This window comes from Paraburkholderia suaedae, from assembly GCF_040812055.1.
Taxonomy (GTDB): Bacteria; Pseudomonadota; Gammaproteobacteria; order Burkholderiales; family Burkholderiaceae; genus Paraburkholderia.
Genome location: NZ_JBFOAH010000025.1, coordinates 68,721 through 83,843 on the forward strand (window position 1 = coordinate 68,721; position 15,123 = coordinate 83,843).

Here is a 15,123-nt window from a genome sequence, read left to right on the forward strand (position 1 = left end):
TCTTTTGAACGAGACAACATGTCCTGGAACAGCAAAGTTATCTGGTCGGAGGGGATGTTTCTTCAGCCCCAGCATCTGCAGCAGCACGATCGCTATCTGCAGCGGCAACTGGAGACGCGCGCAGCCGGCCTGCGTCCGTACAGTTGGGGCTTTACCGCGCTGGAGATCGACGAGTCGCTGCTCAAGCTCGGCAAGCTCGCGCTGCTGTCCTGCTCCGGCGTGATGCCGGATGGCACACCGTTCGATCTGCCCGCCGACGATGACTTGCCCGAGCCGCTCGAGGTCCCCGAGAGCACCCGCAACATGCTCGTCCAACTGGCCTTGCCGGTGCGCAGGCCGGGCGTCGCCGAAACCGGCAACGAAGCCAGCGAGGAGAACTTCGCGCGTCACCGTATCGCCGAGTTCGACGTCAATGACAGCAATGATCCGAATGCCGGCGCGGCCTTGCTCCAGATCGGCAAACTGCGGGTGCGTCTCGCGCTCGCTCCAGACGTGGCGAATGCCTACACGGCGCTCGGCGTCGCGCGCGTGCTCGAACGTCTGCCCGACAACCGGGTCGTGCTCGGAAACGACTACAGCCCGCCGTGTCTCGACTACCGGGTGGCGCGGCGTCTCGCGGCGTTCGTCGACGACCTCGTGGGCCTTCTGCATCAGCGTGGCGAAGCGCTGGCCGCACGCCTTGCCCAGCCAGGCGTGACGGGCGTCGCGGAGGTGGCCGATTTCCTGTTGCTGCAACTGATCAACCGCCACGAGCCACTGGCCGCGCATCTATCGACGATGACCGGTCTGCATCCCGAAGCGCTCTACGAGGTGGCGGTCCAGCTGGCTGGCGAACTGGCGACCTTCAGCCAGGCGTCGAAGCGGCCGCCGGCGTATCCGGTGTATCGCCATGAATGGTTGCGCGAAACCTTCGCGCCGGTGATCGACGACATTCGCGCGTCGCTGAGCATGGTGATGGACCCGCACGCCGTGGCGATCCCGCTCGAAGAGCGCAAGTTCGGCCTGCGCGTGGCGATCGTGCCGGACAAGACGCTGTTTGCCGGCGCCACCTTCGTGCTCGCGGTGCGTGCGCAGATGCCGGCCGAGCACATCCTGACCGGCTTCGCGCCTCAGGTGAAGATCGGGCCGGTCGAACGCATCCGCGATCTCGTCAATCTGCAATTGCCGGGCGTGGGCCTGCGCGCGTTGCCCGTGGCACCACGGCAGTTGCCGTTCCATGCCGGCTTTACCTACTTCGAACTCGATCGCGGCAACGAACTGTGGAAGCAGTTCGCGAACTCCGCCGGCATGGCGCTGCATGTAGCCGGTGAGTTTCCCGGGCTGACGATGGAGTTCTGGGCGATTCGCCGCTGATGCATGGACTAGGGGATGTTGATCGTGACTCCTGACGAACCGCGTGGCCCCGCCGACGATCCCGGCGCGACGATTCTGATTCCGACACCGGGCGGTGCACGCGCGGCATTCACGGCGGCCGCGGCGACGCCCGCGCCGATGTTGCCCGCGGGCGGCGGTCTCAATCCGCTGTTGCGCGCGGCCAACCCGCTGATCGAACTGGCGCTGCCGTTGCGGCAATTGCCGACTCATCCGAATGTCGAGGACCTGCGCAACCAGTTGATGCAAATGGTGCGCAACTTCGAGGTGCAGGGCCGCGCCAACGGCATCGACGACGAGAAGCTCGGCGCTTCGCGCTACTGCCTGTGCACGTTCCTCGACGAAGCGATCGCCAGCACGCCGTGGGGGGCGGGCTTGTGGGGCAGCCGCAGCCTGCTGGTGACGTTCCACAACGAGGCTTCGGGTGGCGAGCGGTTTTTCCTGATCCTGCAACGTCTTGCGCAGAACCCCGTGGGCAATATCGACGTGCTCGAATTGATCTACGTGATTCTCGGCCTCGGTTTCGAAGGACGCTACCGTCTGATCGACGGTGGCCGCACGCAGCTCGACACGATCCGAGAGCGCCTCGAACAGATGATTCGTGGCCAGCGCAGCGCGGCCGAACGCGATCTGTCGCCGCACTGGCTGCCGGTCAAGGTCGAGCGCAAGCCATTGCTGCAACTGGTGCCGCTGTGGGTGGCTGCGGCGATCGCCTGCCTCGTGCTGGTGATCGTCCATCTGGTGCTGAGCTTCAGGCTGAACGACATGTCCGACCGCGTGTTCGAAGCGCTGCACGCGATCCGGGTCGCGCCGGCTCCGGTGCTGGCGTCGAAACTGGCGGCGGCGCCCAAATCCGCGCCGAAGCTGTCGCAGTTTCTCGCGCCTGAAATCGCCCGCGGTCTCGTGCAGGTTTCGGAGTTGCCCGATCGCACCGTCGTCACGATCAATGGCGACGGCCTGTTCGCGTCGGGCAGTGCCGATCTGGCCGCGGGTTTCGTGCCGCTGATCCAGCGTATCGGCGACGCCTTGAAGGAAGTGCCGGGCAACGTGGTGGTCGCGGGCCACACGGACAACCAGAAAGTTCTCTCCGCGCGCTTCCCGTCGAACTGGCACCTGTCACAGGCGCGCGCCGAAGCGGTGCGCGACATGCTCGCGTCGCGGGCCGGCAGCCCCGGACGCTTCAGCGCCGAAGGGCGCGGCGACACCGAGCCGATCGCCCCCAACGACACCGCGGCGAATCGCGCGCGCAACCGCCGCGTCGATATCACGGTGCTGGCACCGGGAGCGGCATCGTGAAGGCGCGGCTGACGAGTGATGGTCGCGAGGCGGAGGGAAGTTGGGTATGAAACTCTTTGGCTGGCTGAGACGCACCGTCGTGCTGTCGTTGCTCGGCGTGCTCGCGCTGTCGCTGATCGTCTGGGTCGAGGGGCCGCTCGTCGCGTACGCGGGTCATGAGCCACTCGAGAGCGCCGGTAGCCGCTGGACCGTGATCATCGTGTTGCTGCTGGTGTGGGCAGTGTACTGGAGCGTGCGCTGGATCGCGGTGCGCCTCGCCAACATCCAGTTCACGCGCGTGGTCGCCCAGGGGCCGGCCGAACCCGCGCCCGGCAAGAAGGAATCCGAGGCCGACATCGCCGCATTGAAGCAGCGTTTCGAAGCCGCCATGGCGACCTTGCGCAAGGCGCGCGTCAAGGGGCGTTTCGGCAGTCAGTATGTTTATCAGTTGCCGTGGTACATGTTCGTGGGCGCGCCCGGCACGGGCAAGACCACGGCGCTGTTGAACTCCGGGCTCAAGTTTCCGCTCGCTGACCGGCTCGGCAAGCAGTCTATCGGCGGCGTGGGCGGCACGCGCAATTGCGACTGGTGGTTCACCGACGATGCGGTGCTGCTCGACACGGCGGGCCGCTTCACCACCCAGGATAGTTTCGCCGAAGCCGATCAGGCCGCGTGGGCCGGCTTCCTCCAACTGCTGCGCAAGTATCGTCCGCGCCGGCCGCTGAATGGCGTCATCGTGGCCTTGTCGACGCGCGACCTGCTGCAATTCTCGGAGACGCAGCGCGCGCAGCAGGCGCAAGCCGTGCGCGACCGGCTCAGGGAACTATATGGCCAGCTCGGCATGCGTTTCCCGGTCTACGTAGTCGTGACCAAATGCGACCTGCTCGCGGGCTTCACCGAGTTTTTCGACGATCTCGGCCGCGACGAGCGCGAACAGGTCTGGGGCATGACGTTCCCCTACACCGAGCGAGGCTCGCCCGACGACGCACTGGCCGCATTTCCCGCCGAATTCGCCGCGCTGGAAAAGCAACTGCAAGCCCGCGTGCTGAACCGCATGCAGCGCGAGACCGATGTGCGCCGGCGTGCGCTGGTGTATGGGTTTCCGCAGCAGTTCGCGGGTCTGCAAGCCGTGCTGAAAGGCTTTCTCGACGAAACTTTCAGTACCTCGCGCTTCGAGCAGTCCGCGCTGCTACGTGGCGTGTATTTCACGAGCGGCACCCAGGAAGGCCGGCCGATCGATCGCGTGATGAGCGCGGTAGCCTCGGCACTCGGCTTCCAGCAACAGGCCGTCCTGCCCGATCCGGCGAGCGGGCGCGCGTACTTCATCACGCGGCTGTTGCGCGACGTGATCTTCGAGGAGGCCGGGCTCGCGGGCGTGAACCAGAAGGTGGAGCGGCGCCGCGCATGGTTGCAGCGCGCCGCGCTGGCGGCGATCGGCATCGTCACGGTGCTCGCGCTGGTTCTTTTCTTCGTCAGCTATCAACGCAACAGCGCCTACGTCGCCGATGTTCAACGGCATGTCGCCGAGTTGCAGAAGCTCACGCAGACGACCCAGCCGGGCGACAACCCGCTTGCGCTCCTGCCGCTGCTCAATGCCGCGCGCGGGCTGCCCGGCGGTTATGCGGAGCGCGACAAGAGCGTGCCGTGGCTGTCGCGCCTCGGCCTTTATCAGGGCGACAAGCTCGGCCTCGAAGCACAGACGAGCTATCGTCGATTGTTGCGGCAAGCTCTGCTGCCTCTGGTGGTGAGCCGCATGGAAGAAGAATTGCGGCGCGGGGACGCGAACAATCCGGACTTCCAGTACGAAGTCCTGCGCGCGTATCTGATGCTCGGCGATTCGCTGCACTTCGATGCCGACTCGGTGCGCTTGTGGGCGGATGTCGATTGGCGCCGCGGGCCGTTGCGTGATGCGAGCGACGATCAGCGCAACGATATCGACGGCCATCTGGCCGCGCTGTTCCAGCCGTCGCGCTTTGATGCCTCGCTGCCGCTTGACAAGGATCTGATCGCGCAGGCGCGTGCGACGCTCGCCAAAATGCCGCTGACTCAGCGCGTGTTCAACCGCGTCAAACGCGATCTCGAACAGAGCGGACTGCCGGAGTTCAGCGTCGCCAACGCGGCGGGGCGCAACGCCGCGCTGGTGCTCGTGCGCAAGAGCGGCGCGCCGTTGACGCGCGGTGTTTCCGGCGCATACACCCGCGCTGGCTATCAGAAGTTCGGCCAGTTGCGCGACGCAGCGGTGATCGACATCGCCAAGGACGATTGGGTACTTGGCCATCAGGAGTCGGTGTTGACGCCGACGGGTGTCGAGGATCTGAAGACGGGTATCACGCGGCTCTACTACGACGAGTACATCCGCCAATGGGACGCGTTGCTCAATGATATCGACGTTGTGCCGTTCGACGGCGTGGAGCAAGGTGCGCGCGTGGCCAACGTGCTCGCGGGACCCGACTCGCCGCTGCGCTCGCTGATGCTTGCAGCCGCGCAGGAAACCGCGCTGGGCAACACGAAAACCGGCGCATCGATGGCGGAGCAGGGCGTTGCCGCGTTGACCAACAAACTCGATGCAGCGAAAAAGCGCCTCGAGAGCGCCCTCGGCAATCAGCCGGAAGAGGCGCCCGCGCCCGCGCCGGCCGAACCCAATCCGGTCGACGCGCATTTCCAGGCGCTGCATGAGCTCGCCGGCAAACCGGGCGCAACGGGCCCGGCTCCGCTGGACGCGCAACTGGCCGCGCTGAAGGACGCGGCGACCTATCTCGAGGCCGCCGATTCGGCGCGCCGTCAGGGCTTGCCGCCGCCGCCCGGCGATGCGTTGAACAAGCTCAAGCTGGTCGCGCAAGGATCGCCGCCACCGCTCGCGGCGGTGGCCACCGACGTCGCCGGCGGGGCGGGGTCGCTCATGGTTGGCGGGGAGCGGGCGCGCCTGAACGCGTTGTGGCAGGCGAATGTGGCGCAGCTGTGCCGGCAGGCGCTCGACGGCCGCTACCCGCTCGTGCGCGGCTCCACGCGCGACGTCGCGCCCGACGACTTCGGCAGGCTGCTGAGCCCGGGCGGTTTGATCGACGATTTCTTCCAGAAGAACCTGGCGACGATGGTGGACATGTCAGGGCCGCAATGGCGCTGGCGCAGCGGTGTCGATACGCTCGGCATCCCGGTCGACGTGCTCGGCCAGTTCCAGCGCGCGGCGCAGATCCGCGACGCGTTCTTCCGGGCCGGTGGCCGCGACGTGTCGGTGCGCTTCACCGTGAAGCCGCTCACCATCGATCCCTCGGTCACACAGTTCACGCTCGACATCGATGGGCAGCAAATGGTCGTCAAACCCGACACGTTGCAATCGATGGTGTTCCAGTGGCCGAGCGGCAAGGGTACCGGTCAGGCGCACATCGAGTTCACGCCGGCGGGCAACGCGCCGGCGGCGCGCGCCGACGGCCCGTGGGCACTGCTGCATCTGATGGACGACGCGCATCTGCAACCTACCTCGCAACCGGACCGCTTTCGCCTGCGCTTCGAATCGGATGGCCGGCGCGCGGAATTCGAACTCGCGGCGAGCAGCATCGTGAACCCGTTTCGTCGCGCCATGCTCGAGCAGTTCCGCTGTCCGGATCGGCTATGAGCGCTGGGTTTGCACCGGAGCCGACAAGCGCGCCCGGTTTCTTCGGGAAGGTCCGCACGCATGGCGACTTCGTCGCGCGGCGCTTGCCGGTCGAGTTCGTCACGCGTTGGGATGAGGGCTTGCAGCAAGGCATGTTGCTGGCGCGGCAGCGCTTTGGCGCGCAGTGGCTCGAGTTGTATCTGAATGCACCTGTGTGGTGTTTCGCGCTGGGCGCGGGACTGTATGGCCCGAGCGCGTGGGCGGGCGTTCTGACGCCGGGCGTGGACCGTGTCGGGCGTTATTTTCCGTTCACGATTGCTCAGGCGATCGACGGTGTCGAACTTGTGCGCAGACTGGCCGATGCGCAAGGATGGTACGACCGGCTCGTGGCGCTGGCATTGGAGACACTGATGCCCGAATTCGCCCTCGATGCATTCGACGCGACCTTGCAAGGCGAGAGCCTGTTCAACGACGATCGCGCAGCGACGCCGTGGCGGCTCGCCTTAACTGGGGCAGCCGACGGCGGATTCGCCGCCTTGCTCGAACGGAACGCCGCGACGGGACACGCGATCTGGTGGAGCGACGGATCGCCAGCCGTGCCGGCTTCGGTCAGAATTTCCGCGGGCACGGTAACCGGTTTGCAGCTTGCTAGTCTCCTCGACGTCGGCACCGAAGAATGGGAGTCGGTGATCGACGTGATTTCGAACGCGGGCGCATAGCAACGGCATCCCTGCCGCACCGCGCTGCGCAACGGTTTCAAATTGACTTCCCATCGTTCGTCTTTAGAGGATGAGGCTGTCATGCACCGGTTGCCGCCGGTGTTCGCCGACGGTCTGTGACGCGGCGCTGGCGGCCTCACGGCATATCCATTCCGCGGAGATCGCCGTATGTCACGCCTGACCCATTCGTGTTCCGGACGGCGCTTGCCACGCGCTGTTCTGTCTACCGCGCTGTGCTTCTTTGCCTTGCTGTGCACCGCCGCGCGCGCAGCCGAACCGGTCCTGAACGAGAAGGACATCAACGAGCAGTCGGTGACGCGAGCGCTCCAGCCCGACGAGTCGAGCGAGTCCGGCGAGAACGTCGTGACGCGCGGCTTCGTGCTGTCGAACAAGCCGCCGTCCGCCGCGCCGCGCCCCGCGCCCGCGAGGAAACCGTCCGCGCAAATCCTCATCACCTTCGCGACGAATTCGGCCACCCTCACTGACAGCGCCAAAGCCGCGCTCGACAAGGTCGCCGATGCATTGCAGTCGGAGAAACTCGCGGCCTACCGGTTTCGCGTGGAGGGGCACGCCGATCCTCGCGGTTCGGCCGATGCCAACATGAAGCTCTCGGAGGACCGTGCCGCCGCGGTAGTCGAATACCTGACGCGGAAAGACGGCATTGCGGCCGAGCGGCTATCGTCGCTTGGCAAAGGTTCTTCCGATCCGTTGAACAGGCGCAATCCGACCGCGCCGGAGAACCGTCGAGTGACGATCGTCACGGTCACGGATTAGGCGCTTTCGAGTTGCCGCCGATGACACGTTATCGCGGGTGTTGCGCCGAGGCGGTGAGGGCGGTGATGCTGTTCGCGTGGCTAAGCACGATCGCCGTGGCCGCGGACCCACAGGCGGCGAACCGCGCCGCCAATGCACCGGGCGGATCAGGCGCTGGGGCGCGACCCGTGCCCGCCGCCGTCGATGAAGACACCGGCGCCATACGCTTGCCGCTTGCGCGGCTCGCGGACGCATTGGCGCCCGACCCGCGTTTGCAACTGTTCACCGTGACGGACCAGCCCGGGCTGCATGCGATGCAGGCAGCGAGCCTCGCGCAACAGGGCGCGATGTTCTCGCGCGTGGTGGCTCTGTTCGAACGGCGCGATATGCCGCGCGATCGCGTCGTGTCGGCGGCGGCCATCGCGGCGTACGCGCGACGCTTCGGCACCGATCCGGCCGGGCTCACGGCCGGCAACAACTTCAGCACGGTCGAGTTGACGCACTTTTTCGAACTCGCACGTGAGCAGGGCGTGGTGCTGAACGAGGGCGAGCGCACGTTGCAGACGATTCTCGTGCGATGGCGTTTGATTCGCGAGGAGCAGGGAGTCTGGCAAGCGGCGAGCGCACACGACTTTCTGATCACCATTCCCGGGCTCGGTCGCGCGCCGGGCGGCGAGACGATCGACGCCACGGTCAGGGCCGCGATCCTCAGTCACGAATTGGGCCATTGGCAGTACTTCTCGAATAGCGCATATGCACACGCGTGCCGTGCATTCTGGTGGCAGGCATTGAGCTATGAGGAACGTGCGGAGTTGACCCGGCAACTGGAGAACCTCGGTTACGACCCGAGCGACCGGATCGTGATCGATGAGATGCAGGCCTATCTGCTGCATACGCCCGCACGGTATGTGCCGATCATCGACACGCCGGGGCCGGGCGGAATCGATGTCGGCAAGGTGCGGCGGCGCTTGCAGGAGGCGGTCGCGAGGGCCGGCGGAGAAGGGCACACGAAGTAATCCGCGCAAGCAGCGCGAACCGGGATTTCGAGGTGACGCATGACGAACTACGCCGAACTCAACCGCATTTTGCCGCGCCTGTCCCACGCGCAGGCCGCCGCCGCATGGGGCGATGACATCGCCCCGCTGCTGGTCGCGCTGTGGGCCGACGACTATGCCCAGCGCCTCTCGACGTGCGAACTGCTGGAAACCTCGGTTGGCGGGTTTTCCTATCTGTTCGACCTGTCCACCGAGCGCCTCGTCGCGGCGTGGGGAATCAGTCAGGGAAAAAGTACGGTGCCGCGCAAGGAAATCGCAACCCGGATGCGCGGACATCCGCTCAGTAATGGCGGGACCTACCATCGCGGGCATGCGATTCCGCACACGCTCGGCGGCTCGACCGATATCAACCTCGTGCCGCAATTGGGCAAAATCAATTCAGGTCCGTTCCAGGCGTTGGAACGACTCGCGGTCAGTCATGCGGGAGCGCTGTATTTCACGTACTGGTTGTACGGGCCGGGCGAGAGTCAGGTGCCCATTGGCGTGGAGCAGGGGCTTCTGATGCCGGGGGCGGCCGCGTGCACGTTCAAGCTGGCGACGTTCGCGAATTGAGGCACGCGCGACGGTCCGCGTATTGGGCGGCAAGCCGGATACTCGTAAGGCGAATCAATTTGCGACGATATGCCGCCCGACCCGCCCGGCGCCACGATCGATGCTCGCACTGCACTGATGGTTGACGGCGTCGAATTCGCACTTGATGAACTTGACCCGACATTGCGCTCCACGCTCGACGAGGTGCGCGGCGCCCCGTAACTCGGGCAAATACGCTGTGAATCGGTTATTGTCAGTGAGACACTCGACGAATCGGACCGTCTGCGACGGACCGCGCAGCAGACACCGACGTAACGGACCGTGACGATGCCATCCGACCGCCGTTTCCTCGCTATTCTGGCGTCAGCGTTCCTGCGCGCACGCGCTGGCGGCGCGTTGGCGCTGTTTGCGTCGGCGGTGCCGCTCGCCCATGCGGACGCTGTCATCTCGTTCGCCGAAGGTGCGGTGACAGTGATCCGCGGTGCTTCACTGTATCGGACGGGGGTGGGCGCGAAGCTGCGCGACGACGACATCATCGAGACCGACGCCGGCAAATCCGCCCAGATCGAAGACAGTGTGGGCACGCTGATCGCGCTCGGACCGCAAACGCAGGTGCTGCTCAAAACACCTGCGGCGCCGCCATCCACCGCGGCCGGACCGGTGCGAATCACAATGCTGAGCGGCTGGCTCAAGGTCGCCTGCCCCGTGAGCGCCGCCGTGCAGCCACCCCTCTCGATCGAGCTGCGCGGCCTTGACATCACACCGTCAAGCAATGGCCCGTGGTCGGTCGTCACGATGGCCACCGCGGAGCGCGTCGGACTCTTCGCGGAGTCTGGCGATGACGCGATCGTCCTCGCTCGCGCGCCTGCCCAGGCGCCCAAGCAAAGCTTGCACGCCGGGCAGTACCTGGAGCGACACGCCGACGAGCCGCTGCGCGCGCAAGCCCGCCCATCCGAGGAGTTCCTTGGCGCGATGCCGCCAGGCTTCCGGGATGCTCTGGTCGGGGTGGCGGCGCACCTCGCGAACACGCACGAGCTTGCGGCTGCGCTGCGTCCAGTCGATTACGCCGACGTCTCGGACTGGCTCACGAGCAGCGTCAGCGAGCGCGTGACCTTCGTCAAACGCTTCGTGCCGCGCCTGAAAGCCGCGGCCTTCCGCGCGCAGGTCGACGCTCATCTGGACGTTTTGCCGGAATGGCGTCCGATTCTACATCCGCCGCCGCGCCCGTCGAGAGAGCCACGCAAAAGGCCCGCGCAAGCGCCGCCGACAGCGCGACCTGAACCCGACGCCGGCACGCTATACCGGGACAAACCGACGTCCGACGAGACGGATGCGCATTGACGTGCCATGCACCATCAAGCGTCGACGCCCTTGCACACCATTCGCGTGGAGCCGCCATGAACCTGTCGTTGACCCTGAAGTTCAATCTCGCCTTTCTCGTCGTGTTCGCCGCGGGATTCGCCGCGACAGGTGTCGTGGCTGACCGGGTGTTGCAGCAAAACGCAGTTCAGACGACCGTGCGCGACGCGAACTTGATGATCGCGGCCGCTTCCGCAGTGCACAACTACACGGCTGAACAGGTGACGCCGCTGCTGGCCACCCAGATCAAATACGCGTTCGTCCCGCAGTCGATTCCTCAGTATTCCGCCGTCGAGAGTCTGCTCGCGATTCAGAAAAGTTTTCCGGGGTACTCATACAAGCACGCGATGCTCGATCCGACGAACCCGCGCGACCGCGCCACGGATTGGGAGAACGATGTGATCCGGCGACTCCATGACCACCCCGAACTGCAGCAATTGATCGGCGAACGCGCGACGCCGTCCGGCCGCAGTCTTTACATCGCGCGGCCCACCCGCATCGACTCGGCCGCATGTCTCGAATGTCACAGCACGCCGGCCGCGGCGCCGCACACGATGCTCGACAAGTATGGACCGGCCAACGGGTTCAACTGGCCTCTACACGAAACGATCGGCGCGCAGGTGGTGTCCGTTCCGATGTCGATGCCGCTCGAACAGGCGCACAACGTCTGGCGCACGTTCATGGTGTCGTTCGCCGCGGTGTTCGCATGCGTGCTGATCGCGCTGAACTTGATGGTCCATTTCCTCGTGACGAAGCGGCTCAAGGCGCTGTCGCGCGCGGCCGACGAAATCAGCCTCGGCAAGCTCGACGCCGCGGCGTTTTCGACGCGCGGCGGCGACGAAATCGCCTCGCTCGCCGTCTCGTTCAACCGGATGAAAACCAGTCTCGTCGAAGCGTTAAGGATGCTCGGGACATAATGACCCTCCACGCTCCCGTCGATCGGAAATCGAATGAGCAACGAAGCAACGCCTACGCATATCGGCAAATACCGCATCGACCGCGTGCTGGGCACGGGCGCGATGGGCGTCGTCTATCTCGCATTCGACCCGCACCTCGAAAGAGCGGTGGCGCTGAAAACCGTGCGTCGCGAACTGCTCGCCAGCGAGGACCGTAGCGGCGACCTGCTGCAGCGTTTTCGCAACGAGGCGCGTGCCGCCGGGCGGCTTGCGCATCCGAACATCGTCACGGTCCACGATTTCGGCGCGGACGGCGGCACGGCCTATATCGTGATGGAGTACGTCGCCGGGCATGGCCTCGATACGTTGCTGTTGCGCGGTCACGCGCTGCCGTTGTCCGATGCGCTCCATTGGCTCACGCAACTGCTTGCCGCGCTCGCCTATGCGCACGAGGTCGGCGTCGTGCATCGCGATATCAAGCCTGCGAATCTGCTCGTCACGGCGGCGGGGCTTCTGAAAGTGGCCGATTTCGGCGTCGCGCGCATCGGCTCATCCGCGACTTCGGTCGGCTGGATGATCGGCACGCCGAGCTACATGTCTCCCGAGCAGTTCGAGGGCAAAGCGGTCGATGCCCGCTCGGACCTGTTCTCGGCCGGCGTTGTGCTGTATCGGATGCTGACCGGTCGTCAGCCGTTCGCGGGCTCGCCCGATACCATCAGGCAGCGGGTCATGAAGGACACGCCGCGCCCGCCGTCGGAGATCGTCCCCGCCTTGCCGCCTGCAATTGACGCGATGCTCGCGAGAGCGCTTGCGAGACGGCCGGAAGAGCGCTTCGCTTCGGCCGCGCAATGGCTCGCGAGCTTGAGGTCGTTGTCCATTGATCCGGCTCTAGTCTGCGATGACCGCACTGTCGTGACGCCGCACGCTTATTTGTCGGCGTCCTCGCGAACGTCTGCGAGCGGCGGCGCCAACCTGCCCGTGCGAGTGCCTGCGGCGCCGCAAAATTGGCCGCCGGAGCTGCTCGAGCGGATCGAACGGCTACTCGCGGCGCACATCGGCCCGCTCGCGAGTCTTCTGGTGCGACGCGCGTCCGCGCTGGCGAACGACCTGCCGGCGCTCGGCGCGCAACTGGCGGCGGTGTTGCCGGACGCGGAGCGCAGCCAATTCGAGCAGGCTTTCGCGCGGCTGACAGCTGGCTTGCAGGACCCGTCGATAGCGACGTGGTCCGCGCCGGGCCCACGTGTTCCGAAAAGCGCGCCACCGGCCAGTGCAGTCGATCAGGTCAGCATCGATGCCGTCGCCGTTAAACTGACCGTCTATCTGGGCCCGATCGCGAGGATGGTCGCCAGTCGCGAGGCGAGGCATGCCGCGAATTTCGACGAGTTCGTTCAGCGGGTCGAAGACTGCATCACCGATCCCGCGCAGCGCCGCCAGTTCAGGCACGATCTCGATTCATCGCGGTAGCTTCGCGAATTGAATGCGGGGTACATCGAATTCAAAAGCGAAATAGACCTGGACCACGGTTCGTCGATGTTCGACCGGAGCGGGCATCGTGCGCTTCTTACCGGATCGAGTACGGGGATCGGGTCACGCGTTGGCGCAAGGGGGCTCGCGGGCGCCGGCGCCGAAGGCGTTCAGAACGGCCGCGACGAAGCGCCGCTAGTGGAAGGGTTGAGCCGCTTGCGCGACGCGGGCGCGAACGTGCGTGCGCGTCCTTTCGACGTGACTTCGCCCGAAGCGGTCGGGGCGGCGGCGCAGATTGAACGCGAGTTCGCCACAGGCCCAATCTTTGCAGGCCATCCCCGCCTATCAATCGCCATAGCCCAGGACTTCGACCGTATCGGATACTCCGCCGTTTCCTCCATCGAGGCTCGTTCGACGCCTGCCAGCGAACCGGGCTGGCGCACTCACATTCCTGCGGCCGTTGGCAGGCATCGACCAACCCTAAACGACTACGGTCGCCCGTATCCGTTAAGAGTCGCCGATGCATGCACGTCAGGCCAGCGGATGTGTCGTATCGATAGATCCCAGCCAGGAAGCCCGGAGGCAGCAGGTCTATAGCAAACGGACCGAATACATGTAACGGCCACCGGGTAGTGCCGAAGGCGCCTCGAACTTCAACCGGGACCAGTATGGCCACGGATGGACTCGAATTTCGGCATTTCGCGGATCGAAGCCGCGCACAAGCGCCGTCCCTTCGGCATCTGCAGTGAACTGCTCTTCCTGGCTGGAATTATGCGCCGCCCGGACCGAAAACCTGAGCATGAGGCTGTCGTTCACCGAGCCTTCAAATAAGACTTCAAACGGTCGATAAGGTACCCGGACCGGCGAAGGTGGCGGCGGATACATGTGTACCAGCGCCAGTACGTCCTGGTTGCTAAGAACGTCGCACACGCCACTTTTCCCCGAGGAAACAACCATGGCCGCGTGTTCGAGGCCTGCGTTTCTGACCGCTGTGGGGAAGTCGCCGTAGTTCATTACCGAGTCCATATCGTACTGACCGAAATGTTCGATGGTAGGGTCGTTCACCATGGCACATCGGCTCGCGAGATTATTATCGGCATAGAACATCCCCGATTTCTCTTTATCTTCTGGCGTCTTCCCTTTCGCTCCCAGTCGCATTATTTGTTCGTACAGAGCCAGATTTTTTCCCGAACTGCTGATTTTCCCTTTGTAGGAGAACATACGATTTTTACCGTTGTCCGTGCGCTTTGGATCGTTATCGTCCCACGGGAATCCTTTGTGCAGTTGCTCATGATGAAAGCCGAGCGCATGAAGCAGCTCATGCATGACGGTATGTTTAACGCTGCCGCCTATCGTCTGCATGCCACCTTTGAACCCTATCGCCTCAGATTTTGAATAATCGCCCGCCGTATACCGAACATAGTTGGTATCGGAAGCGAGCCTCGGTACGAGCAGTTGATGCCCGACGCAATCATTTAGTTGCTTAAACCATTCGGCTGCCTCCGGCTTTCCGACGATCTCATAGGGAACACGATTTGACGGCCAGCGATTGTTCCTGACAATTACGCTCATTTGGCGCCTCCTGTTGGCGATCATTTGCCCTCGGACGGGGACCTTTCATTTTCCCCTTTTTGATTTTGCTCTCGCCTTTGACAAAAATCATGCTCTATACGTGACGCTTTCTATCGCGCACAGGAATGCGGCCGGTTCATGGCGCTTGAGCCAGCAGCTGGCGTAGACGAGCAGCGCGAAGCTCGCTGCGTGGCTCTCCGGAAAGCCGTATTCGCCGAAGCCCTGGATCTGCGCAAAGGGGGCTGCAGGGAAACGGAACTAGTGAGACTGGGGCGGTTTTTATGACACTGCCCGGACTCGGGTGCACGATTGGATTTCAGTGCGCGGTGGTGGGTGATGACATCCGCCTCATCGGCGAAAAAAGTAAGAACGGTGGCCGCCGTGAAGCGCGCTTACTTTCCCCGAAATGTCAGAAACGAATTTTCTTGCCAAAAATCGCCCCCATGATGACCCCAGCTTCATCAGACTTTGCCCTCGCGGCCGACCAATGACGTCAGAAGGAATTTTCCGCCTGAGCCGCGCGATTGTGCCGACTG

General features: G+C 64.6%; 11 protein-coding genes. 10 read left to right on the forward strand and 1 reads right to left on the reverse strand.

The window, feature by feature from the left end; translation table 11 throughout:
- The first annotated feature begins 18 nt into the window (after positions 1-18).
- From tssK to ABQJ48_RS28210, 10 genes are all read left to right on the forward strand, one after another.
- A complete protein-coding gene (tssK, locus tag ABQJ48_RS28165; protein WP_367841237.1) occupies positions 19-1,353 on the forward strand; it encodes a type VI secretion system baseplate subunit TssK in 1,335 nt (444 codons plus the stop codon).
- 15 nt (positions 1,354-1,368) lie between these two features.
- Positions 1,369-2,667, forward strand: coding sequence for a type VI secretion system protein TssL, long form (gene tssL, locus ABQJ48_RS28170; RefSeq protein ID WP_473094199.1), 1,299 nt, complete (start codon positions 1,369-1,371; stop codon positions 2,665-2,667).
- Between the two features lie 46 nt (positions 2,668-2,713).
- Positions 2,714-6,259: a type VI secretion system membrane subunit TssM gene (gene tssM, locus ABQJ48_RS28175; protein WP_367841239.1), complete on the forward strand. Its 3,546-nt coding sequence runs from the start codon at positions 2,714-2,716 to the stop codon at positions 6,257-6,259.
- Positions 6,256-6,957, forward strand: coding sequence for a type VI secretion system-associated protein TagF (gene tagF, locus ABQJ48_RS28180; RefSeq protein ID WP_367841240.1), 702 nt, complete (start codon positions 6,256-6,258; stop codon positions 6,955-6,957). Before tssM ends, tagF begins: the two co-directional genes overlap by 4 nt.
- Positions 6,958-7,161: 204 nt before the next feature.
- Entirely contained in the window at positions 7,162-7,731 is a 570-nt protein-coding gene (locus ABQJ48_RS28185; RefSeq protein ID WP_367841241.1) for an OmpA family protein, read from the forward strand.
- Positions 7,732-7,751: 20 nt separating this feature from the next.
- On the forward strand, positions 7,752-8,726 hold the full coding sequence (locus ABQJ48_RS28190) for a hypothetical protein (protein ID WP_367841242.1): 975 nt from the start codon (positions 7,752-7,754) through the stop codon (positions 8,724-8,726).
- A 39-nt stretch (positions 8,727-8,765) separates the two neighbouring features.
- Positions 8,766-9,317, forward strand: a complete 552-nt coding sequence (locus ABQJ48_RS28195; RefSeq protein ID WP_367841243.1) for a DNA/RNA non-specific endonuclease — start codon at positions 8,766-8,768, stop codon at positions 9,315-9,317.
- Positions 9,318-9,623: 306 nt separating this feature from the next.
- The gene (locus ABQJ48_RS28200; protein ID WP_367841244.1) at positions 9,624-10,637 is read left to right on the forward strand and encodes a FecR family protein; all 1,014 of its coding nucleotides are present in this window, start codon (positions 9,624-9,626) and stop codon (positions 10,635-10,637) included.
- A gap of 56 nt (positions 10,638-10,693) precedes the next feature.
- Positions 10,694-11,572, forward strand: coding sequence for a c-type heme family protein (locus ABQJ48_RS28205; protein ID WP_367841245.1), 879 nt, complete (start codon positions 10,694-10,696; stop codon positions 11,570-11,572).
- 33 nt (positions 11,573-11,605) lie between these two features.
- Entirely contained in the window at positions 11,606-13,015 is a 1,410-nt protein-coding gene (locus ABQJ48_RS28210; protein ID WP_367841246.1) for a serine/threonine-protein kinase, read from the forward strand.
- A 591-nt stretch (positions 13,016-13,606) separates the two neighbouring features.
- Here the strand turns inward: ABQJ48_RS28210 and ABQJ48_RS28215 are convergent.
- The gene (locus tag ABQJ48_RS28215) at positions 13,607-14,587 is read right to left on the reverse strand and encodes a M12 family metallopeptidase (protein ID WP_367841247.1); all 981 of its coding nucleotides are present in this window, start codon (positions 14,585-14,587) and stop codon (positions 13,607-13,609) included.
- Between the last annotated feature and the right edge of the window lie 536 nt (positions 14,588-15,123).

What these genes read in the sequence shown, in the direction of transcription:
- tssK (WP_367841237.1), top strand. Translation starts at nt 19, where the DNA reads ATGTCCTGGAACAGCAAAGTTATCTGGTCGGAGGGGATGTTTCTTCAG.
- tssL (WP_473094199.1), top strand. Translation starts at nt 1,369, where the DNA reads ATGTTGATCGTGACTCCTGACGAACCGCGTGGCCCCGCCGACGATCCC.
- tssM (WP_367841239.1), top strand. Translation starts at nt 2,714, where the DNA reads ATGAAACTCTTTGGCTGGCTGAGACGCACCGTCGTGCTGTCGTTGCTC.
- tagF (WP_367841240.1), top strand. Translation starts at nt 6,256, where the DNA reads ATGAGCGCTGGGTTTGCACCGGAGCCGACAAGCGCGCCCGGTTTCTTC.
- ABQJ48_RS28190 (WP_367841242.1), top strand. Translation starts at nt 7,752, where the DNA reads ATGACACGTTATCGCGGGTGTTGCGCCGAGGCGGTGAGGGCGGTGATG.
- ABQJ48_RS28195 (WP_367841243.1), top strand. Translation starts at nt 8,766, where the DNA reads ATGACGAACTACGCCGAACTCAACCGCATTTTGCCGCGCCTGTCCCAC.
- ABQJ48_RS28200 (WP_367841244.1), top strand. Translation starts at nt 9,624, where the DNA reads ATGCCATCCGACCGCCGTTTCCTCGCTATTCTGGCGTCAGCGTTCCTG.
- ABQJ48_RS28205 (WP_367841245.1), top strand. Translation starts at nt 10,694, where the DNA reads ATGAACCTGTCGTTGACCCTGAAGTTCAATCTCGCCTTTCTCGTCGTG.
- ABQJ48_RS28210 (WP_367841246.1), top strand. Translation starts at nt 11,606, where the DNA reads ATGAGCAACGAAGCAACGCCTACGCATATCGGCAAATACCGCATCGAC.
- ABQJ48_RS28215 (WP_367841247.1), bottom strand. Translation starts at nt 14,587, where the DNA reads ATGAGCGTAATTGTCAGGAACAATCGCTGGCCGTCAAATCGTGTTCCC.